The organism is Allopusillimonas soli, assembly GCF_004153445.1.
Taxonomy (GTDB): Bacteria; Pseudomonadota; Gammaproteobacteria; order Burkholderiales; family Burkholderiaceae_B; genus Allopusillimonas; species Allopusillimonas soli.
Map to the genome: position 1 here is coordinate 36,471 of NZ_SDQC01000001.1, position 21,078 is coordinate 57,548.

The following is a 21,078-nucleotide window of genomic DNA, read 5'->3' on the forward strand; positions in this document are numbered from 1 at the left end:
CGCATTACCGCATCAATCGGCCGCGTCGGCCTGCGTGGCGACCTGGCCCTTGATGCGGTAGGAACGGCCACGGAACATGGCGATCAGCTTGGCGTCCTGGTTTTCCACCCGGATGTCGTAGACGCCGGTGCGGCCAGCCAGCGAGGTTTCTTCCGCATAGGCGGTCAGGACGTCGCCTTCGAAGGCAGGCGCCACAAAGTCAATGGTGGCCCCCGAGGCCACCGTGACCGCGTTGCGCGAGTTGCAGGCAAACGCAAAGGCGCTGTCGGCCAGCGTGAAGATAAACCCGCCGTGACAGGTCTGATGGCCATTGAGCATGTAGTCGCGCACGGTCATTGACATCGCCGAGCGGCCCGGTGCAACCTGCTCGATACGCATGCCCTGAGCCTGGCTGGCCGGATCACGCGCATACATGACGCGCGCCGTGAGTTCGGCCAAGGCCTGAGGATCTTCGGGCAGCGCGCCCTGGCCTGATTGCGCCGGCAGACCTTCTTCCGCCGCCAGGCCTGCCTGATTTTCGGCATCGGCACGCAAGGATGCTTCCGCCCTGGCCTGCATGGAACCCTGTGTTTCCGCTTGTTTCGTGGACCGCATTACTTCCCCTTGAATTCCGGCGTGCGCTTGGCGAGAAACGCGGCGACGCCCTCGGCATAGTCCGCGCTTTGCCCCAGCTCGCGCATAAGCTCGCCCTCCAGGGCCAACTGCGCCGCCAGCGTGTTATCGAGACTGCTTTCCAGCGCCTGTTTGGTGCGCGCCAGTCCGAGCGTGGGTGCGGATGCGAAATGCTGAACCAGCGCTTCCAGCCTGGCCTCGTATTCGTCGTCGGCCACGCATTCCCAGATCATGCCCCATTGCGCGGCCTGCTCGGCGCTGATGGCGTCGCCCAGCATGGCCAGGCCGCGTGCGCGCGCCAGGCCCACCAGCCGCGGAAGGAAATAGGTGCCGCCCGTGTCGGGGATTAGCCCGAGGCGGCAAAAAGGCTGAATGAAACGCGCGGATCGCCGGGCCACCACGATATCGCCCGCAAAAGCCAGATTGGCGCCCGCGCCGGCGGCAACACCGTTGACACCCACGACCACAGGCAGCGGCAGCGCCCTGAGCCGCTTCACCAATGGCGTATACAACGAGGACACGACCTCGCCCAAGTCCACCGGCCCCTCGCTGCCATTCATCTTGCCTTCGGAGAGATCCTGGCCAGCGCAAAAGGCCCGGCCGCTGCCTGTCAGCAACAGTACGCGGGCGCCGGACTGCTCGATCTCGCCAAGCGCGCCGGCAAGCTCGCGATGCATGTCCGTCGTGAAGCTGTTGAGCTTGTCGGGGCGGTTCAACACGATACGTGCCACGCCGTCCTGCTGCTCGAAAAGAATCGTCTCATACGTCATCGGTCTTTCTCCTGGCCGCCGAAGAGCGGTTGTTCGCTGCCCGGCCTTGTTTTCCCGTCATGCCACGTCGCGCCCGCGCATGCCCCGTCCGTACATGGGACGGACTGCTCATCTAGACATGCCAGCGCGTCTGCACCACCCGGAATCGGTTCGAGACATAAGCGGCGTCCGACAGCGCCGCATTGGCGGCCGGGTTGGCGCCGGTGCCGTGATAGTCGCTGTAGGCAGCGGTCTGGTTCACGAACACCGGCCCACACAGGTTAAGCGATAGCGCCACGCCCGAGCGCTCCGCGGCGCGCCGCGCCTGGCGGGCCACGGCGTCATCGGTGGTGTAGCAGGCCAGGGTCAGTGCGCCACGCTCGCGCACGGTCTGCGCCGCAAGGGCGATGCTGTCGTCGGTGGAATCCGTGGCGACCACGAAGACAATGGGGCCAAACCACTCGCGCAATATGACATCGCGATCAGTTTTCGCATCGGCCTTGAGCAGTAGCGGCGTGCGGGTGCGCGCTTGGGGAAATGCCGGATGCGCCAGGGGGCGGCTGTCGCACAGCACCGGCAGGCCCAGGGCCCGGGCCTGGTCTATGCGCTGCAGCACCGATCCGCTCTGGATGGCGCCGGTGATTTCCACCGCCCGCGCCGGATCGGCGATCAGTTTTTCCACGGCCTGGGCCAGTGCCGCGGCCACCTCGTCGAAAGCAAGATGGCCGTCATCGGACGCAATGCCGCCGCGAGGCACATAGATGTTCTGGGGTGCCGTGCACATCTGCCCGGAATACAGGGCAAAGGAAAAAGCAAGATTGCGCGCCACGGACTTGATATCGTGGACTGAATCAATGATGACCTGGTTCACCCCCGCTTTCTCGGTATAGACCTGCGCCTGGCGCGCGTGCGTTTCAAGCCAGTTGCCGTGCTCGCTACTGCCCGTAAAGTCGATGAGACGCACCGCCGGGTCCAGCGCCAGTCGCGCGGGCATGTCGTCGCGTGCTTCGTGCGCGGCCAGCAGGACGGTATCAGGGTCCTGGCCGGCCTCGGCCAGCACGTCGCGCAGGATCTGCACCGTAATGGCCAGCGGCAACGTGGCCCCAGGGTGCGGCTTGACGATCACAGTATTGCCTGTTGCCAGACTGGCAAACAGACCCGGATAGCCGTTCCATGTCGGAAAGGTTGCGCAGCCTATCACCAGCGCGACGCCGCGCGGAACAATAGTGAAACGCTTGGCCATACGGATGGGATCATGCTTGCCTTGCGGCTTTTCCCATTGCACCTCGGCGGGGACGCATTGCATGGCCTGCCATGCGTAGGCAACGGCCTCCAGGCCGCGATCCTGCGCATGTGGTCCGCCTGCCTGGAAGGCCATCATAAAGCCCTGCCCTGTCGTATGCTGAACAGCATGGGCAATTTCCATGCTGCGCCGGTTCAGGCGCTTGAGCGCCTCCAGGGCGACACCCACCCAGACACGCGGCCCCGCATCGCGCCATTGGCCCAGCGCAGCCTCCGAGCGTGCCACCAGATCCGGTGCCGCGATATGAGGATAACGCACGCCCAGCGCATCGCCATAGGGAGACACTTCCTCGCCCACGCGCCGCGCACTCTGCTGATCGGGCATGAAATCGCTGTTGCGATGGCGCGCAAAGGCGGCTCGGCCTTCTTCCTGCGCCGACTCCCCGTAGACACGCGGACTGGGCGATTCGGGGAAAGGTGTCCAGTAGCCGCGATGCGCGATGGCAGCCAGCGCTCCGTCCAGCATATCGTGGTTGGCGGTAAAGAAATCGGTAGGCACGCGTTCCGCTCCTCTGGCAATGGCCGGCTCCAGCCGGGCCGGGTAAATTCAGGTTTCCTGATCGAAATCGATAACCAGTCTGTCGGTTACCGGAAAACTCTGGCAGCACAGCACGAATCCGCGCGCCACTTCATAATCCTCGAGCGCGAAATTGGCATCCATGTCTACTTCGCCTTCCACGACCTTGCAACGGCAGGTGGAACAGACGCCCCCTTTGCACGAATAAGGCAGCTCTACGCCTTGGGCAAGGGCTGCATCCAGAATGCTGTCGCGATTCTTGTCTATGGTCAGCGTGCGCGTCAGGCCATCCTGCACGACAGTCAGTTCGCATTGCTGCCTGCCCGGCGCCTTACGCGCCTCATGACCGGTGCGCAATGCGCGCGGGCCGCGCGGCGAGCCGAACAGTTCGAACTTGATGCGATCCGGCGTCATGCCTGCATCCTTGAGCGCCTGAGTCACGGATTCGGTCATATCCTGCGGGCCGCAGACAAAGGCCGCATCCAGCCCGACCGGATCGACCCAGCTTGCGAGCAGTTGCCTGACTTTGTCGCCATCAAGGCGTCCATTGAAGAGCTCAATCTCCTGGTGCTCCCGGCTCATGATGTAGACAATGGAAAACCGTTCCATGTAACGGTTCTTCAGGTCTTCGATTTCCTCGCGGAACAGTACCGCCGACGAGGCGCGATTGCCAAAGAACAACGTGAAGCGGCTTGCCGGTTCGGTGTCGAGCGCCGTCTTGATAAGCGAGATGATGGGGGTAATGCCGCTGCCCACCGCGAATGCCGCATAGCGGCGCGCGGCGCCGGGCTCGAAATCGTAGGTGAAGTGCCCATCGGGCGGCATGACATCGAGCGTCTGGCCACTAGCCAGGGCCTCGTTCGCCCACGATGAAAACACGCCGTCATCCATGCGCTTGATCGCCACGCGCAGCAAGCCGTCCCCCGGTGCGGCGCAGATCGAATAGGAACGTCGCAGTTCTTCACCATCTTGGCGGGTGCGCAGGGTGAGATACTGGCCCGGCCGAAAGGCGAAGGCTTCGCGTAGCGCATCGGGAACATCGAAGGTCACGACGACCGCATCGCGTGTATTGCGCGCAACGGATGCGACTTTCAGAGGGTAAAAAGAAGCAGCCACGTCAGTGCGCCTTGAAATAATCAAAGGGTTCGCCACAGGCATTGCAGCGGTACAGGGCCTTGCATGCGGTCGAGCCAAAGGCGCTGATCAGCCGCGTGCGCATGGAACCGCACTGGGGGCAAGGAACGTCGGGATCGGCGCGGCGCACAATACCCGAGATGTCCACAGCGCGCTCGCGCGGCGGCGCAATGCCGTAGTTGCGCAGTGCCTCGCGGCCGCGCTCGCTCATCCAGTCGGTTGTCCACGCCGGCGCAAGGCGGGTGACGACGCGCACCTGTGTCATGCCGTGCGCCTTCAGCACGTTGACGATGTCGTCTTCAATGGCTCGCATGGCTGGGCATCCCGAGTAGGTGGGGGTGATGGTCACTTCACATACGCCGTCCTCGCAATGCACGGCACGCACGATGCCAAGATCCACAATGGAGACAACGGGAATTTCTGGATCGGGCACACGCTCCAGCCATGCCATGACGCGATCGGCGAGCGCAGGGCTTTCCCCCGGCTGAATGGCCACGGCGCTCACCACGATGCTCCCGGATAGGCGCGCTGCAGGAATTGCATCTCCGCCAGCAGATAGCCCAGGGCTTCCGTGTGCCGGCCGGCAATGCCGCCGGCGTAGGCGGGGTGGCGGCTTTCCTGCACTGGCGGCAGGGACAAGGTCGCCTCCTCGATCACGCCGCGCACGTGGTTTTCCCAATGCGGCGCCAGTTCGGCGTGCAGCGGCACGATCCCTTGCCCGGCAAGTTGCCGTGTCACCGCGTCGTCATGGAACAATTCGCCCGCGAAGCGCCAGGCGCCCTCAAGCGCCGCCTGCATGCGGGCATGGCTGTCGTCTGTGCCGTCGCCCAGTCGCACGATCAGATCCGCGGAACGGCGCGCATGGTAGGCGACTTCCTTCAAGCCTTTGGCTGCAATCGCCGCGACACGCTCATCCGTGGACGCCGACAGCTTCTCCAGCAGAAAGTAATGCCAGGTATCAAAAAGGAACTGGCGTGCCATGGTATCGCCATAATGGCCATTGTCCTGCTCCACAAGCAGATAGTTGCGGTATTGCGGCGCATCGCGCAGATAGGCGAGCTTGTCCTCGTCCCGCCCGCGGCCTTCGATGTCACCGGCCAGGGTGAGCCACATGCGCGCCTGGCCGAGCAGGTCCAGCGATACGTTGCTCAGGGCCAGCTCCTCTTCCAGCACGGGGCCATGGCCTGTCCACTCGGACAGCCGATGCGAAAGCACCAATGTTGTGTCGCCCATGCGCAGCGCATATTCAAACAAAGCGTCGTCCATGCGGCCTCCTACATGTGCTTGATTTCGTCCGGCATGGGAAAGAAGGTGGGATGCCGGTATATCTTGCTGCGCGCTGGCTCGAACAGGGGCTCCTTGTCACCCGGGCTGCTGGCGACGACATCGGCTGACCTCACAACCCATATGCTGACACCCTCGTTGCGCCGGGTATATACGTCGCGCGCATTATTGATGGCCATCTCGGCATCACAGGCATGCAGGCTGCCAACGTGCTTGTGCGCCAAGCCATGCTGGCTGCGAATAAAGACCTCCCACAGGGGCCATGCTTTCTCGTTCATGATATGGTTTCCTGGAGTGATTGCCGGACGCTAGGCCACCTTGCGCCGCGCCGCCTGCTTGGCCGCATGGGCCGAGAAGGCCTCTCGCACCCAGGCACCCGCCTCATGCGCGTCGCGGCGCGCCTGCAGCCGCTCCCGGTTGCAGGGGCCGTTGCCCTTGATCACGGCATGGAATTCGTCCCAGTCGATTTCGCCGAAGTCGTAATGCCCACGCGCCTCATTCCATTTGAGATCTGGATCGGGAACGGTCAGGCCCAGATATTCGGCCTGCGGCACGGACTGGTCCACCATCTTCTGGCGCAGTTCATCGTTGGAGAAGAGCTTGATGCGCCACTGCATCGACTGCGCACTGTTGGTGGAAGCGGCGTCGGGCGGCCCGAACATCATGAGCGACGGCCACCACCAGCGGTTCAGTGCATCCTGGCACATGGCTTTCTGCTCGGGTGTGCCGTGGCGGCACATTTGAATAAGCAGGTCATAGCCCTGGCGCTGGTGAAAAGACTCTTCCTTGCAAACCCGCACCATGGCGCGCGCGTAGGGGCCATAGGAACAGCGGCACAGCGGGATCTGGTTGATGATGGCCGAGCCGTCCACCAGCCAGCCTATCATGCCGATATCGGCCCAGGTAAGCGTCGGATAGTTGAAGATGGTGGAATACTTGGCCTTTCCGCTCAGCAGGTCGTCAACCATTTCCTCGCGCGAAACGCCCAAGGTTTCGGCGGCGCTGTACAGATAGAGTCCGTGCCCGGCTTCGTCCTGTATTTTGGCCTGCAGTATGGCCTTGCGCTTGAGTGTGGGCGCACGCGTAAGCCAGTTGCCCTCGGGCAGCATGCCAACAATCTCTGAATGCGCATGCTGGGAAATCTGCCGGACCAGCGTCTTGCGATAGGCCTGCGGCATCCAGTCTTTGGGTTCGATGCGAACCCCGTCGTCGACGCGCTGCTGGAATGCCTGCTCCGGCCCGCTGAGTTCCTCGGCGGAGCGTACGCGCTTGACGCCGGTGTCTACAAGCTGAGCATACATGTCGGTCTCCTGTATCGATGCCGCCAGGAGGCTTGGCAAAGCCCCTTGGCGAGGCCTGTGCGGCAATCTTCCATCTTATGGCTTCATTATTTAATACAAAAATATTGATGTCAATCAAATTTTAGTATCAAATAGGCAACCATGATTCAGGAAAAACCGTCCCTGCCCGCCCTGATCCAGGCCCTGCTCGAGCGAGACCCGCCGCGCGCCAAGTCGCTGTGCGTCACGCTGCTGGGCGATGTCATCCAGCCGCATGGGGGCAAGGTATGGCTTAGCGACCTCATCAGCCTTGTCACGCCACTGGGCATCAACGAGCGCCTGCTGCGCACCAGTGTGTTCCGGCTGGTGGCTCAGGACTGGCTGCAGTCCGAGCGGCATGGCCGACGCAGCCTGTATCAGTTGAGTCCGCGCGGTGCAGCACTGACGCTACAGGCGTCCACCCGCATCTACGACGGCGATGCGGCAGGATGGAACGGCGACTGGACGCTCGTGGTGGTGCCGCGATTTGGCAACAGCAGCCTGGACAGGCGCGGCGAGCTTAGACGACAGCTGGTGTGGGCGGGCTTCGGGGTCATTGCCCCCGGCGTTTTTGCCCTGCCCCGCAACCACGCTGGCGCAGCGCGGGAGATACTGGACGAGCTGGGGCTTGCTCAGCATGCACTGGTGCTCGGCGCCGGCGATCTGAACGAAGGCCATGGCGCAAACCGCCTGCTTATCCGGTCGCTGATTTCACAGTGCTGGGATCTGGAAGGGTTGGCGCGGCAGTACCAGATGTTCTCCGCCACGTTCAAGCCCATGCTTCAGGCGATGGACGTGCTCGCGCCCACGCCCGAACAGGCTTTCGCGGTACGCGCCCTGACGCTGCATGAATGGCGCCGCATTGTGCTGCAGGATCCTCAATTGCCGGGCGAAATGCTGCCGGCGGACTGGCCAGGCCGAACTGCCCGGGCGTTGTGCGGCGAGCTGTACTGGGCCGTGTTCGACCAGGCCGAAACCCACCTGCTGAATACGCTGGGTGCAGACAGCGTGCACTTCCAGGCGCTGCCCGCGCCCTATGCAAGCCGACGTTTCGGCGGGCGGCCGGCATAGGCCCGCGCATGCGTGACCATGGTCGTAGCTCGCACCTGCCACGTGGCATAGGTCGCAATCCATGGGCGTGGCGGCAGACTGGACAAGCCTTCGGCAGCCCGGCGGCGGAAACCCACTCACCGCACCGCCGGCCTCCTGGCGTTATAGCCGTATAAAGTGTTCGCGGTAATGTTTGAGCTCGTCTATGGACTCATAGATATCCGCAAGCGCCTCATGCTTGCTCTGCTTGACGAAGCTGCGGTATACCTCGGGCTTCCAGCGCAGCGAAAGCTCCTTGAGGGTGCTGACATCCAGATTGCGGTAGTGGAAAAACGCCTCGAGCCGGGGCATGTACTTGACCATGAACCGCCGATCCTGGCTTATGGTGTTGCCGCACAAGGGCGATTTTCCCGCCGGCACATAGGCGGAAAGAAAATCCAGCAATCGGGCTTCGGCCTCGGCCTCGGTCAGGGTGGATGCACGCACCTTGTCGATGAGGCCGCTCTTGCTGTGGGTGGATGTGTTCCATTTGTCCATGGCGTCGAGCAGCGCATCACGCTGATGAATAACAAGTACCGGACCTTCGGCCACAAACGAGAGATCTGCCTCGGTGACAACCACCGCCACTTCGATAATGCGTTCTTTTTCTGGGTCCAGACCGGTCATTTCCATATCCAGCCAGACCAGACGCTGGTCATTCACCGCCATATAATTCTTCCTTAAAAGAGTCATTTTCGCATACCGCGCCATTCCATGTTCACTGTACTGTTTTCCCTCTTCCTCCTGGCCGACATTCTGCTGCGCCTCTGGCTGGCCGCGCGCCAGATACGGCACGTGCGCCTGCACCGCGACCAGGTACCCGGTGCATTCGCCGACCGCATCCGGCTGTACAGCCATCAACGCGCCGCCAATTACACCGTGGACAAAATGCAGTTCTCCATGATCGAACGCATTGTCGACGCCGCCGTGCTCGTGATGCTGACCTTCATGGGCGGGCTTCAGGTGCTCGATTTTCAGCTGGGCCGCCTCATCGACAACGAAATGCTGCGCCAGTTGGCCCTGCTCGGCGCCGTACTGGCTATCATGGGCCTGACAGGCCTGCCGTTTTCAATCTGGCGCAAGTTCAAGCTGGAGGCGCGCTATGGCTTTAATCGGGTGACACCTGCTCTGTTTATGCAGGACACGCTCAAGGGTCTCGCATTGGCGCTGATCCTGGGCACACCCTTGGCCGCCTGTGTGCTCTGGATCATGGGCAGCGCCGGGCCGTCGTGGGTATGGTGGGCCTGGGCGGCCTGGGTGGTGTTCAATTTCCTGGTGATATGGCTGTTCCCCTCGGTCATCGCGCCCATGTTCAACCGCTTCACGCCGCTGGCCAATCCGGAGATCTCGGCGCGCATCCACGCGCTGGCCAAGCGCTGCGGCTTCGCCCTGGGCGGGCTTTTTGTCATGGATGGCTCGCGCCGTTCGGCTCACGGCAACGCCTACTTCACGGGCTTTGGCAAGACCCGGCGTATTGTGTTCTTCGATACGCTGCTGTCACGCCTGGACGTCGATGAAATCGAAGCAGTGCTGGCGCATGAGCTGGGCCATTTCCATCACAAGCACATCGTTCGCCGCATGGTGGTCAGTTTCGCGGCCGCCCTGGTTTTCTTCCTGGCGCTGGGCTGGCTGTCGCAGCAGGTCTGGTTCTACACTGGTCTGGGCGTCATCCCCCAGCTGGGCCGCCCCAACGATGCACTGGCGCTGGTGCTCATGTTCCTGGCCATGCCCGTGTTCACCTTCTGGATCACGCCTCTGGCGAGCTGGCTGTCGCGCCGCGATGAGTTCCAGGCCGACCGTTATGCAGCCAGCCAGTGTCCGCCCGAGAAATTGGTGTCCGCGCTGGTGAAGCTGTACGATGACAACGCCGCCACATTGACGCCCGATCCAGTACACTCTGCTTTCTACGACAGCCATCCTCCCGCCGTGTTGCGCATACAAAACCTGAAGCATGGATAAACGCATGCCCCTCCAGGGGCGCATTGTCGCCGCCCATGGCCGCCACTATACGGTGGAGATGCCAGACGGCGCGTTGCTCAAGTGCTTCCCGCGCGGCAAGAAGTCGGAAGCCGCTGTGGGCGACAAGGTGGAAGTTGCGGTACACGGCAACGACGAAGGCGTGATCCACCGCATTCTGGCGCGCCGGAACCTGCTGTACCGTTCCGACGACATGCGTGTCAAGCAGTTTGCCGCCAATGTCGATCAATTGCTTATCGTCATCGCGCCCGAGCCTCCGTTTTCCGACGATCTGCTGGGCCGTGCGCTGGTAGCCGCACGGGCCATAGACCTGAAAGCCACGATCGTGCTCAACAAGGCCGATCTGGGCGACGTGTTTGAGCAGGCCCGCGCCCGCCTGCAGGCCCTGGAAACGGCCGACACGCCCGTGGTGAGCGTTAGCGCGCTGTCGCCTCAAAACACCCGTGACACGCTCATGCCCCTGATAGCACATCAATGCAGCCTGCTGCTGGGTCAAAGCGCCATGGGCAAGTCCACCTTGCTCAATGCCCTGGTTCCTGATGCCCGCGCGGCCACGCAAGCGCATTCGCAGGCACTGGGCGCCGGACGGCACACCACCACCAGCACCCGCCTGTACCATCTGCCTGATGGCCAGGGCGACCTCATCGATTCGCCCGGCTTCCAGGCGTTCGGCCTGCTTCATCTTGAGCGCGAGGACATCGTGCGCGGGTTTCCAGAGTTCGAACAAGCGGTGAGGGAGTGCCGCTTCTACAATTGCAGCCACCGCCATGAGCCGGGCTGCGGCGTACTGGCTGCGGTCGAGCGCGGAGAGATTTCGCCGGAGCGCCATGCGCTCTATATGCGAATTCTGTCTGAGAACGAAGGGCAGCGACGCTATTGACCGGTAGCCGCCGGCGCGCTTACCGCGGCCTCGCGGCCGGTTTTCGATCCGTCTCGCCCAGCGTCAGCTCAGCGGCAGCCAGATAATGATAGAAATTGCGAATGAGGGCGGCCGTGGCCCCCCATATGAAATGAGACTGCCAGGTAATGGAAAAATAAAACCGGTGCCCTCCCCCAGGCAGCGACGCGCGATGCAGGCGATGGCGTCGGGTGTCCATCAAGACCGAGAGCGGCACCTCGAAAACCTCGGCCACCTCTGACGGATCCGGCGCCAGGGTATAGCCTGGCAAAATAACGCCGATGACGGGCTTCATGGTGAATCGCGTGGAGGTCAGAAAGGCGGGTTGGGTGCCTATAAGCTGAATGAATTCCGCACCCACGCCAATTTCCTCGTGGGTTTCACGCAATGCGGCGGCAATGACGTCTTTATCGGTGGGCTCGATGCGGCCACCCGGAAAGCTGACCTGTCCGGCATGATTGCTGAGATGAGAGGCGCGCTCGGTAAACAGGACATGCAGGCCATCCTGCCGCTGCAGCAAGGGGAAAAATACGGCTGCCTGGCGCAGGTCTTTGCCACGCATGGCATCAGCCTGGAAGGAGCGAGAAAATAGCGGCTCTACATTCCAGTCTATGGTGCAGCCAAAGGCAGCTCGGATGAAATCCAGCTGCAAACTCTGGGAAAGCAATGGAGGAAGGGTTTCAGCCGGAACGACAGGCTGCTGCTGCGGATCGAAACCCGATGACGCCAAAAGCGTGCGTCGAGGAGGAGATAGACTGTCCGGCATGTGTCCCACAAAGACAAAGGCACCCGACCGGGTGCCTTATTGCCTGCCGAGCAGGGAAACCGCTGATCAGGCAGCGGTTTTGGCCGACTTGCGAACCAGTTTTTCCTTGATGCGGGCAGCCTTACCCGAGCGGCTACGCAGATAGTACAGTTTAGCACGGCGCACATCGCCACGGCGCTTGACTTCGATGCTGGCGATCTGGGGCGAGTAAAGCTGGAATGTACGCTCGACGGCTTCACCAGAGGAAATCTTGCGAACAATGAATGAGGAGTTCAGGCCGCGATTGCGCTTGGCAATGACGACACCTTCATAGGCCTGCACACGCTTGCGGCTGCCTTCAACCACATTGACATTGACGATAACGGTATCGCCGGGGTTGAATTCAGGGGTGGATTTGCCTTCGGTAAGACGGGCAATTTCCTCTTTTTCGAGGGTTTCGATGAGATTCACAGTGGACTCCAGGTTCATCGTATTCGGGTTTTATAACGCGGCAAATTGCCTTGAATTTTGCGCAGTGACGACAAGCCCTGCGCCAACCCGCCAGAGGATGAGTTAGCAAAGCCTTAAATTATACAGCGAACACCACTTTGTGAAAAGCTGCATCTTGCGGCTGCAAGCATGGCACCCTGGCTTGGCCAGCTTGCGCACACACTGCGCATGGGCATCAAAAGCCACTGGCGACCCCAAGCCACATAAGCCCCGGAATGGTAGCCCCCCAGGCCAGCACCAGGCAGACATCGACCACCATGGCGCCACGAGAAAGCCCGGGATTGCCACGCGGGCGCCCACCCTGCCCCTTGCGTGCCGGGAAAGGCCATTTGGCGGGGGTGTTGCTGGATACGGCGGAAGTTTTCATGATGAGCCTCGCGATAAACAGTGTTTGTATAAACAGTACTGTATATAACAACAGCTTCGTTTGCAAGGCTTTTTTTAGCTGTGTGGATCGCAGGCAGGATGACGGCCATGAATGAAAACACCCCAGAAGGTTGGAGATTGATGTCCAACTTCTGGGGTGCAGCGCATTCCAGCCCTGGGGACCTGGACTTGATTTTCGTCCGTCCAGGTGTGTCGCCAGCGCCCTCGCGGGGCGCGGCAAGCCCGGAAGGCAGGCGCGCCAGCGCGCTCCGCCCTGGGGGGAAACACGTTAGTTATTGGGCTGAGGCGTGATGCGCAGGTAGGGACGCACCTCCTTGTAGCCCTTGGGGAACTTGGTTTTAAGCTCGGCTTCGTCGGTGATGGAAGGAACGATGATGACGTCTTCGCCAGCCTTCCAGTTCACGGGCGTGGCCACGCTGTAGTTGTCGGTAAGCTGCAAGGAATCCAGCACGCGCAGAATCTCGTCAAAGTTACGGCCGGTGCTGGCGGGGTAGGTAATGATCAGGCGCACCTTCTTCTTCGGGTCGATAATGAACACCGAACGCACCGTGGCAGTGCTGCTGGCGTTCGGATGGATCATGTCGTACAGGTCAGCGACCTTGTGGTCCGCATCGGCCAGGATGGGATACTCGACCTTGCAGTTTTGCGTGTCGTTGATATCGTTGATCCAGTTGCGGTGCGACTCGGCATCATCCACCGACACGGCAATGACCTTGGCATTGCGTTTGGCGAATTCGCCGGCGGAAATGGCGGTGTAGCCCAGTTCAGTGGTGCAGACGGGGGTGAAATCGGCGGGGTGCGAGAACAATACGCCCCAGCTGTCTCCAAGGAAATCGTAGAAGCGGATTTTCCCGATGGAGGAATCCTGCTCGAAATCAGGGGCGGTGTCGCCCAAGCGCAATGTCGTCATGGCTGCTCTCTTCTAAGAAATGATGAACAAAAAGCGATTTGCCATATATTGTGTCAGCATAAACAGGGCATTGGAAATATGATTTACATATAACCTTATGTCGCCAGGGCGCTGGCTGCATAGCGGTTCGCCAGTTCTCCTTCGACGATGCTTGCACACAGGGCACCGGCGCGCGGCAGGATATACGCGGCATAGAACACGCAGGTGGCAAACTTCTGTTCGTGAAAGCCAGTGGCGTCGCCTTTTTGGGTGTGCGCCTGGCAGGCCAGCGACGCCCGCGCCATCTGCCAGCCCGCATGCGCCACGCCCGCAAGCTTCAGATACGGCACGCTGCCCGTGAAAACCCCACGCAAGCCATCGCGGGCGTGCTCAAGAATATAACGCGTGGCTTTTTCATAAGCATCCGTGGCCGCGTCCAACTGCCGCGCGATGAGCGCCAGGCCATCGGCGTTCTGGCCGGCGCCCGCGGCCGCCTCATCAACCTGCCGGGCAGTGGCCCGCATATCGGCAGCAAGCTGGCTGGCGACCTTGCCGCCGTCGCGCAATACCTTGCGGCCGACGAAATCGTTGGCCTGAATGGCGGTGGTGCCTTCGTAAATAGGCAGGATGCGCGCATCGCGGTAGTACTGGGCAGCCCCGGTTTCCTCAATAAAACCCATGCCGCCATGCACCTGCAGGCCCAGCGTGGCCACCTCCACCGACAGTTCTGTGGAAAATCCCTTCACCACCGGCACCAGGTACTCGTACATGGCCTTGTTGCGGCTACGTTCCTGTTGATCTGGATGATGCCGGGACACATCGTTGGCGGCAGCGGCAACGTACGCCAGAGACCGTGCGCCTTCCGTCAAGGCCTTCATGGTCATGAGCATGCGCTGCACATCCGGATGGTTGACGATGGCGACGGGACCGTCGGACCCTTCCAGCGCCTGCCCCTGCAGACGTTCACGGGCATACTCAAGCGCGTGCTGCAGGGCACGCTCGGACACCGCCACCCCCTGTATCCCCACGGCGAAACGGGCGGCGTTCATCATGATGAACATGTACTCCAGCCCGCGGTTTTCCTCGCCGACGAGATAGCCGACAGCGCCCTCGCCCACTTCTCCCTTGCCGGAGCCATAGAGCAGCACGGCAGTGGGGCTGCCGTGGATGCCCAGCTTGTGCTCCAGCGAGGCGCACCACACGTCGTTGCGCGCACCCGTGCTGCCATCGTCGTTTACAAGAAACTTGGGCACAATGAAAAGGGAGATACCCTTGACGCCCTTAGGTGCGTCAGGCGTGCGCGCCAACACCAGATGAACGATGTTCTCCGCCATGTCGTGTTCGCCGTAGGTAATGAATATTTTCTGGCCGGACAGGCGATAGCTGCCGTCGTCTTGGCGTACCGCGCGCGTAGCCACCTGGGCCAGATCAGAACCGGCCTGCGGCTCGGTCAGATTCATGGTGCCCGTCCAGCGCCCCTGGAGCATGGGCGGAATATAGCGTTGCTGCTGGGCCTCGGTACCCACGGCAGTAAGCGCCTCGATGACGCCATCCGTGAGCAGGGGGCACAGCGCGAAGGCGAGGTTGGCAGCATTGAGGTTTTCGCCGGCACTGGCGCCCACAAGCTTGGGCAACCCTTGCCCGCCTATGGACTGTTCGTGCAGCAAGCCTTGCCAGCCGCCATTGGCAAACTCGCCAAAGGCCGCCTTGAAGCCCGGCGAGGTCTTGACTGCGCCATCGGCCCATTGGGCCGGCTGTGTATCGCCCACACGGTTGAGCGGGGCAATGGCCTGCTCCACGAAACGGGCATTCTCCTCCAGCACGGCCTCAACCAGGTCGGGAGACAGCTCTTCGAAGCCCGGCAACTGCAAAAGTGCTTCCAGGCCGGCCAGTTCGTTCATGACAAAGCGGATATCCTGCAGGGGTACGCGATAGTTCACGATTGCTCCATGTAATTGTCGTTTTGTGGTGCGCGGGCGCCCACGCCTGCCGTTGCGGCCGGGCCGCCACGGCATGCCGTCCATGCATTTTGCCACACGAAAACGGCGCAGGCTGCATGGGCGGCGAAGGCCGCGGCAGGCATGACGGCGGACGCATCGCTCCGCGCCTGTCACGCCCTCGCACCTCGCGGTCTGTGACGCCTCGTGCTGCGCAAGTGCCATGACCGGCGACAGCCTTTAACCCGCTTTCGCCAACGAAAAGGCCCGCGGGCATCAAGCCGGCGGGCCGGGATGGCGCGGCGCCCGCAGGCACCGCCAGCGCGTGCTACAGCGCCTGGACGAGTTCCGGCACAGCCTGGAACAGATCAGCCACCAGGCCGTAGTCGGCCACGCCGAAGATGGGCGCCTCGGCGTCCTTGTTGATGGCGACAATGACCTTGGAGTCTTTCATGCCGGCCAGATGCTGGATGGCGCCCGAAATACCGATCGCCACGTATAGCTGGGGCGCAACAATCTTGCCCGTCTGGCCTACCTGCCAGTCGTTGGGCGCATAGCCCGCATCGACAGCCGCGCGCGAAGCGCCCAGGGCCGCGCCCAGCTTGTCCGCCAAGGGGTCAAGCAGCTTGAAGTTCTCGGCGCTGCCCATACCACGCCCGCCGGATACAACCACCGCTGCACCAGCCAGCTCGGGGCGGTCGCTCTTGGCGACTTCACGGCCCACAAAAGACGACAGGCCGGAGTCGGCAACGGCTTCGGCCTTGTCGATTGCGGCACTGCCGCCTTCGGCCGCCACCGCATCAAACGCTGTCGTGCGCACTGTGATGACCTTGATCGCGTCCGATGACTGGACCGTCGCGATGGCATTGCCCGCATAGATGGGCCGCTCGAAGGTGTCGGCCGACTCGACGCCGATGATGTCGGAAATCTGGGCGACATCAAGCGTGGCTGCCACGCGCGGCGCAACATTCTTGCCCGAGGCAGTGGCCGGGAAAAGGATATGGGAGTAATCCTTGGCCACAGCCAGCACCTGGGCGGCAATATTTTCCGCCAGGCTGTCGCCCAGTTGCGCGCCATCGGCCAGCAGCACCTTGGCCACGCCGGCGGCCTTGGCGGCCTGCTCCGCCACGGTGTCTGCGCCACTGCCCGCCACCAGCACATGGATATCGCCGCCGATCTTCTGAGCAGCCGCGATGGTGTTGAACGTGGCGCCCTTCAGCTCGGCATTGTCGTGTTCAGCAATTACCAATATCGTCATTTAGATCACCTTCGCTTCATTCTTGAGTTTGTCGACCAGCGTGGCAACATCGGGAACGATGATGCCCGCCGAGCGCGCGGGCGGCTCCGCAACCTTGAGCGTCTTCAGGCGCGGTGCGACATCCACGCCCAGGTCGTCGGGCGTAAAGGTGTCCAATTGCTTTTTCTTGGCCTTCATGATGTTGGGCAAGGTGACATAGCGCGGCTCGTTCAGGCGCAGGTCGGTCGTGACGATGGCCGGCAGCTTGAGCGCAACCGTTTCCAGGCCGCCGTCGACCTCGCGGGTGACAGTGGCCTTGCCGTCGGCAACGTCGAGCTTGCTGGCGAAGGTGGCCTGGCCCCAACCCAGCAGCGCAGCCAGCATCTGGCCGGTCTGGTTGGCGTCGTCATCGATGGCCTGCTTGCCCAGAATGACCAGCTCAGGCTGTTCTTTGTCCACCACTGCCTTGAGCAGCTTGGCCACGGCCAGCGGCTGCAGCTCGGCGTCTGTCTGGACCAGGATGGCGCGATCGGCGCCGATGGCCATGGCTGTGCGCAAGGTTTCCTGGCATTGGGTCACGCCGCAGGAGACAGCGACGACCTCGGTGACGGCACCCTTTTCCTTGAGACGGGTGGCTTCCTCGACGGCAATTTCGTCAAAGGGATTCATGGACATTTTCACATTGGCGATGTCCACGCCACTTTGATCTGATTTCACGCGCACCTTGACGTTGTAGTCAACCACGCGCTTGACGGGTACCAGCACCTTCATCGAGCTTCCTCCGCGGAGATTTTAAGAAATGGCTAAATCACAAACCCTTGATTCTACAACGAGGCGAGCGCCCTGATATGGGCGACCGCGCTGCGGCCCAGGGCGGACAGCGCATAGCCACCTTCCAGAAAGCTGACGACGCGCCCGCCGGCGGTTTGTCCGGCCAGGGCCACAACCTGCTGCGTAATCCAGGAAAAATCGGCTTCCACCAAGCCAAGCTGGCCCATGTCGTCTTCACGATGACCATCGAAACCCGCGGAGATAAGCACAAGTTCAGGGCTGAATGCCCGAAGACGCGGCATCCAGAGATCGCTGACCACCTGCCGCAGCTCATCGCCCCGTGTATAGGCGTCGACGGGTATGTTTACCATATTTTCCGGGCAGGGTCGGCGCCAGGTGCCCGGAAAGATGGAATTCTGAAAAAAACTGCACATGAGCACCCGGTCGTCTCCCGCGAACATATCTTCCGTGCCGTTGCCGTGATGCACGTCGAAATCGACGATGGCAACGCGCGACAGCCCGTGACTGTCCAGGGCGTACGCCGCAGCGACCGCCAGATTGTTGTAGAAGCAGAAACCCATGGCTTGCGCCGGACGCGCATGATGCCCGGGCGGACGAACGGCGCAGAAGGCGGTCTGGTGTGAGCCTCCCAGGACCGCGTCCACCGCGGCAATGCCGGCGCCCGCCGCCACAGCGGCCGCTTCCAGCGTATGCGGATTCATGATGGTGTCCGCATCGATGGGAAAATATCCCTGTTTGGGCGCGTGTGAGCGTAGATAATCCAGATGCGCTGCAGTGTGTACACGCAACAGATCGGCCTCGGCGGCCACGGGCGCTTCGGCCTCGTCCAGGAAATCGAGCAAGCCGCTGGCCACCAACTGGTCGTGGATGGCATCGAGGCGCGCCGGGCATTCCGGGTGCCAATCGCCCATTTCATGCAGCTTGCATGCCGGGTGGGTAATATAGAGTGTCTCCATAAAGGATGATTATGTTCACACCCGTTCGTATTGCGCAAGCGGCCTCTGTTTTTCTCGTGCTGGCGGGCTGCGCCTCCCAACCCCACACCACGCTGTCGGACACGGCGCCCGCACAGCCTGCCCAGCCTCAGACAAGCGGCGCGCTGTCGCTGACGGCGCCACCCGAGCCGCCGTCCGTCCAGGCCGGTCAGTCGTTTGCCAATGGCGGGCCGCTGTTGCAGCCGGGCGGAACGCTGTCTCCCGAGCTCGAGGCCTTTGCGCGCGGCGTAGCCCGGACGCGCGGCGTGCCCCTGGCGCATGTCGAAAAACTGCTGCAGTCCGTTAGCTACAACGCAACGGCGGTGCGCCTCATGAAACCCAGCAAGCGCCGCATCCGGCGCAGTTGGACGGTCTATCGCAAGCGTTTCATCGAACCCGTGCGCATCGAGGCCGGGCAGCGCTTCTGGTCGGAAAACAAGGCATTTCTGGATGCCACGTCGCAGCAGTATGGCGTGCCACCCTCCATCATCGTCGCCATCATCGGCGTGGAAACCATCTATGGACGCATCACGGGCAACTTCCGCGTGCTCGATGCGCTGGCCACCCTGGGTTTTCGCTATCCCGACGCATCCCGCCCGGAACGCAGCCAGATGTTCCGCGATCAACTGGCGGACCTGATCCAGCTCGATTACGAAGGCAAGGTGGATGCCATGCAGGCAACAGGTTCTTATGCCGGCGCCATGGGCCTGCCCCAATTCATGCCGGGGAGTCTGATGCGTTTCGCCGCCGATGGCGATGGAGACGGCCACATCGATGTGCTCAACAGCACGCGCGATGCGATCGCTTCCGTGGCCCGCTTCCTGCGCGTGCATGGATGGGTACCCGGCCTGCCGGTATTTGCACCGGCCACGTTGCCGCGCGACCCCGCCGGCTTGGTGGACGGTGGGCTGCAGCCCACCCTGAGCTGGGCAACGCTACAGTCGCACGGTGCGGTCATCTCGCCCCATGCCGGCAATACGGCCTGGACTGCCTACAAGCTGGGTGTGGTGGACTTGGTGGACGAATCACGCAACCAGGCGGAATATCGCCTGGGCACGCCGAATTTCTTTGCCATCACGCAGTACAACCACAGCTATTTCTATGCCACTTCGGTTGCAGATCTGGCACGCATTCTTGCCGACAACATGGGCTATGGATGGCCCTGACCGCGCACCAGCGCTGCGGTGATCAAGGGTTTTCGTCCGAAGGCGGGGCCGGGCTGCATCACGGGCGCGCCGGCCCCCATGGACCAGGCGCCTGTCAGTTGAACACGCCTGTGGACAGATAGCGGTCGCCGCGATCGCACACAATGAAGGCGATCGTGGCGTTTTCGACACGCTGCGCCACGCGGGTGGCGGCAACCAGCGCACCCGCCGACGAGATGCCGCCGAATATGCCCTCTTCGGCCGCCAGGCGGCGTGCCATGTCCTCGGCCTGCGATTGCTCGATCAGTTCGAACTCATCGACCTGGTCGGGATGATAGATGCTTGGCTGATAGGCTTCGGGCCATTTGCGTATGCCCGGAATCTGGGAGCCTTCGGCCGGCTGAGCGCCCACCACACGAATATTCTTGTTGCGTCCGCGCAGATAGGTGCCCACGCCCATGATGGTGCCGGTCGTGCCCATGGCGCTGACGAAATGCGTGATGGCGCCATCCGTTTGCGCCCAAAGCTCTGGGCCGGTGGTTTCGACATGGGCGCGCGGGTTGTCGGCGTTGGCGAATTGATCGAGCACCCTGCCCTTGCCTTCGGACTGCATCTTCATGGCCAGGTCGCGCGCGTACTCCATGCCGCCTTGCTTGGCGGGCGTAAGAATGAGTTCCGCGCCGTAGGCCGTCATGGAAGCGCGGCGCTCGACTGAAAGGTTGTCGGGCATGATGAGCACCATCTTGTAGCCACGTATGGCTGCGGTCATGGCCAGTGCAATGCCCGTGTTGCCGCTGGTGGCTTCGATGAGCGTATCGCCGGGCTTGATCTCGCCGCGTTCCTCGGCGCAGCGTATCATGGAACTGGCGGCCCTGTCCTTGACGGAACCGGCAGGATTGTTACCTTCGAGCTTGGCGAGAATGACATTGCCGCGCGGTTCGCCGAACTCTCCTGGGATGCGTTGCAAGCGGACCAAGGGCGTGGCGCCGATGGTGTCTTCGATAGTGGGATATTTTTTCATGGGGAAAATCATACACCCATCTGAATTTCCGGATGGCGCCGCGCCGGCCTGGAAGGAAATTTCCTAGTCGCGCCGTGCCCATGCCGGTGCGGGATGCGCAGATTGGCCGCCTCGTGCCGCGCCGACGCGCAAACCCGACTGGGCCAGCGCCTTGGCCTTGCGGGGCCCTATGCCCCGGACACGATCGGAGAGGTCCTCCATAGACAGATAAGGCCCCGCGCGGCGCCGCTCCTGCACGATGATTTGCGCCATGCGCGGACCGATGCCGCGCACTGCCTGCAGTTGCTCCACGGTGGCGATATTGGCATCCACGCCTTCCGCCTGCACGCGGGTCGCGGCGGCGGCAAGCAGGCCCAGGGCGGCGCCGAGCAGGCGCCTGCGCACGGGACTTGCGGTGTCGGCTTGCGCGTGGGCCGCTGGCGCGTGCGATGCCAGCGCGGCTGGCTCAAGAGGCTGTGCGACCGTGGCGTGGAGAAATGGATTCATGACGAGGCTCCCAAAAGCTGGATGAAACGAAGCCTTGATCATGCCCGCCAGGCATCAGGCGGGACAGCTGTCTG

Annotated in this window: 23 protein-coding genes; 4 read left to right on the plus strand and 19 right to left on the minus strand. The window is 62.3% G+C overall.

The genetic code is table 11. From position 1 onward, the window contains the following. Nucleotides 1–12: 12 nt before the first annotated feature. The 8 genes from paaI to paaA all read right to left on the minus strand — a co-directional run bounded on the left by paaI (nt 13) and on the right by paaA (nt 6,899). On the minus strand, nt 13–486 hold the full coding sequence (paaI, locus tag ERD78_RS00155) for a hydroxyphenylacetyl-CoA thioesterase PaaI (protein WP_371734557.1): 474 nt from the start codon (nt 484–486) through the stop codon (nt 13–15). A gap of 107 nt (nt 487–593) precedes the next feature. Further along, nucleotides 594–1,382: a 2-(1,2-epoxy-1,2-dihydrophenyl)acetyl-CoA isomerase PaaG gene (gene paaG, locus ERD78_RS00160; protein WP_129967160.1), complete on the minus strand. Its 789-nt coding sequence runs from the start codon at nt 1,380–1,382 to the stop codon at nt 594–596. Nucleotides 1,383–1,494: 112 nt separating this feature from the next. Beyond that, nucleotides 1,495–3,162, minus strand: a complete 1,668-nt coding sequence (gene paaN, locus ERD78_RS00165) for a phenylacetic acid degradation protein PaaN (protein ID WP_129967161.1) — start codon at nt 3,160–3,162, stop codon at nt 1,495–1,497. Between the two features lie 48 nt (nt 3,163–3,210). Then, entirely contained in the window at nt 3,211–4,296 is a 1,086-nt protein-coding gene (paaE, locus tag ERD78_RS00170; RefSeq protein ID WP_245152280.1) for a 1,2-phenylacetyl-CoA epoxidase subunit PaaE, read from the minus strand. A 1-nt stretch (nt 4,297) separates the two neighbouring features. Next, entirely contained in the window at nt 4,298–4,765 is a 468-nt protein-coding gene (gene paaD, locus ERD78_RS00175) for a 1,2-phenylacetyl-CoA epoxidase subunit PaaD (protein WP_129968263.1), read from the minus strand. A 50-nt stretch (nt 4,766–4,815) separates the two neighbouring features. Further along, the gene (gene paaC, locus ERD78_RS00180) at nt 4,816–5,580 is read right to left on the minus strand and encodes a 1,2-phenylacetyl-CoA epoxidase subunit PaaC (protein WP_129967163.1); all 765 of its coding nucleotides are present in this window, start codon (nt 5,578–5,580) and stop codon (nt 4,816–4,818) included. An 8-nt stretch (nt 5,581–5,588) separates the two neighbouring features. Next, nucleotides 5,589–5,876: a 1,2-phenylacetyl-CoA epoxidase subunit PaaB gene (paaB, locus tag ERD78_RS00185; protein WP_129967164.1), complete on the minus strand. Its 288-nt coding sequence runs from the start codon at nt 5,874–5,876 to the stop codon at nt 5,589–5,591. A 30-nt stretch (nt 5,877–5,906) separates the two neighbouring features. Further along, nucleotides 5,907–6,899 (minus strand): 1,2-phenylacetyl-CoA epoxidase subunit PaaA, encoded by a 993-nt coding sequence (gene paaA / locus ERD78_RS00190; RefSeq protein ID WP_129967165.1) that lies wholly within the window; start codon nt 6,897–6,899, stop codon nt 5,907–5,909. A gap of 141 nt (nt 6,900–7,040) precedes the next feature. Between paaA and paaX the strand changes: the two genes are divergently transcribed. After that, the gene (gene paaX / locus ERD78_RS00195) at nt 7,041–7,988 is read left to right on the plus strand and encodes a phenylacetic acid degradation operon negative regulatory protein PaaX (protein ID WP_129967166.1); all 948 of its coding nucleotides are present in this window, start codon (nt 7,041–7,043) and stop codon (nt 7,986–7,988) included. A gap of 141 nt (nt 7,989–8,129) precedes the next feature. Here the strand turns inward: paaX and orn are convergent, their stop codons facing one another. Continuing rightward, nucleotides 8,130–8,675 (minus strand): oligoribonuclease, encoded by a 546-nt coding sequence (gene orn / locus ERD78_RS00200; protein ID WP_129967167.1) that lies wholly within the window; start codon nt 8,673–8,675, stop codon nt 8,130–8,132. Nucleotides 8,676–8,720: 45 nt separating this feature from the next. On the opposite strand from orn, the gene ERD78_RS00205 reads away from it, so the two are divergent. Then, on the plus strand, nt 8,721–9,965 hold the full coding sequence (locus ERD78_RS00205; RefSeq protein WP_129967168.1) for a M48 family metallopeptidase: 1,245 nt from the start codon (nt 8,721–8,723) through the stop codon (nt 9,963–9,965). A 4-nt stretch (nt 9,966–9,969) separates the two neighbouring features. After that, entirely contained in the window at nt 9,970–10,863 is an 894-nt protein-coding gene (gene rsgA, locus ERD78_RS00210; RefSeq protein WP_245152281.1) for a ribosome small subunit-dependent GTPase A, read from the plus strand. Between the two features lie 19 nt (nt 10,864–10,882). Here rsgA and ERD78_RS00215 read toward each other — a convergent pair whose 3' ends face one another. From ERD78_RS00215 to ERD78_RS00250, 8 genes are all read right to left on the minus strand, one after another. Then, nucleotides 10,883–11,647 (minus strand): CoA pyrophosphatase, encoded by a 765-nt coding sequence (locus tag ERD78_RS00215; protein WP_129967170.1) that lies wholly within the window; start codon nt 11,645–11,647, stop codon nt 10,883–10,885. Between the two features lie 66 nt (nt 11,648–11,713). After that, nucleotides 11,714–12,097 (minus strand): 50S ribosomal protein L19, encoded by a 384-nt coding sequence (gene rplS, locus ERD78_RS00220; protein WP_129967171.1) that lies wholly within the window; start codon nt 12,095–12,097, stop codon nt 11,714–11,716. Nucleotides 12,098–12,311: 214 nt separating this feature from the next. Beyond that, the gene (locus ERD78_RS00225; protein ID WP_129967172.1) at nt 12,312–12,503 is read right to left on the minus strand and encodes a hypothetical protein; all 192 of its coding nucleotides are present in this window, start codon (nt 12,501–12,503) and stop codon (nt 12,312–12,314) included. Between the two features lie 288 nt (nt 12,504–12,791). Then, entirely contained in the window at nt 12,792–13,433 is a 642-nt protein-coding gene (locus tag ERD78_RS00230) for a peroxiredoxin (protein WP_129967173.1), read from the minus strand. A gap of 95 nt (nt 13,434–13,528) precedes the next feature. Further along, the gene (locus ERD78_RS00235) at nt 13,529–15,352 is read right to left on the minus strand and encodes an acyl-CoA dehydrogenase (protein ID WP_129967174.1); all 1,824 of its coding nucleotides are present in this window, start codon (nt 15,350–15,352) and stop codon (nt 13,529–13,531) included. A gap of 325 nt (nt 15,353–15,677) precedes the next feature. After that, on the minus strand, nt 15,678–16,607 hold the full coding sequence (locus ERD78_RS00240) for an electron transfer flavoprotein subunit alpha/FixB family protein (RefSeq protein WP_129967175.1): 930 nt from the start codon (nt 16,605–16,607) through the stop codon (nt 15,678–15,680). Then, on the minus strand, nt 16,608–17,357 hold the full coding sequence (locus ERD78_RS00245) for an electron transfer flavoprotein subunit beta/FixA family protein (protein WP_129967176.1): 750 nt from the start codon (nt 17,355–17,357) through the stop codon (nt 16,608–16,610). Between the two features lie 53 nt (nt 17,358–17,410). Next, nucleotides 17,411–18,334, minus strand: coding sequence for a histone deacetylase family protein (locus tag ERD78_RS00250; protein WP_129967177.1), 924 nt, complete (start codon nt 18,332–18,334; stop codon nt 17,411–17,413). A gap of 11 nt (nt 18,335–18,345) precedes the next feature. On the opposite strand from ERD78_RS00250, the gene mltB reads away from it, so the two are divergent. Beyond that, nucleotides 18,346–19,518: a lytic murein transglycosylase B gene (gene mltB / locus ERD78_RS00255; RefSeq protein WP_129967178.1), complete on the plus strand. Its 1,173-nt coding sequence runs from the start codon at nt 18,346–18,348 to the stop codon at nt 19,516–19,518. A 94-nt stretch (nt 19,519–19,612) separates the two neighbouring features. Here mltB and cysM read toward each other — a convergent pair whose 3' ends face one another. Continuing rightward, nucleotides 19,613–20,518 carry a cysteine synthase CysM gene (gene cysM, locus ERD78_RS00260; RefSeq protein ID WP_129967179.1) on the minus strand — a complete coding sequence of 302 codons (906 nt, stop codon included), beginning with the start codon at nt 20,516–20,518 and terminating at the stop codon, nt 19,613–19,615. 63 nt (nt 20,519–20,581) lie between these two features. After that, the gene (locus ERD78_RS00265) at nt 20,582–21,004 is read right to left on the minus strand and encodes a ComEA family DNA-binding protein (RefSeq protein ID WP_129967180.1); all 423 of its coding nucleotides are present in this window, start codon (nt 21,002–21,004) and stop codon (nt 20,582–20,584) included. Nucleotides 21,005–21,078 lie beyond the last annotated feature (74 nt).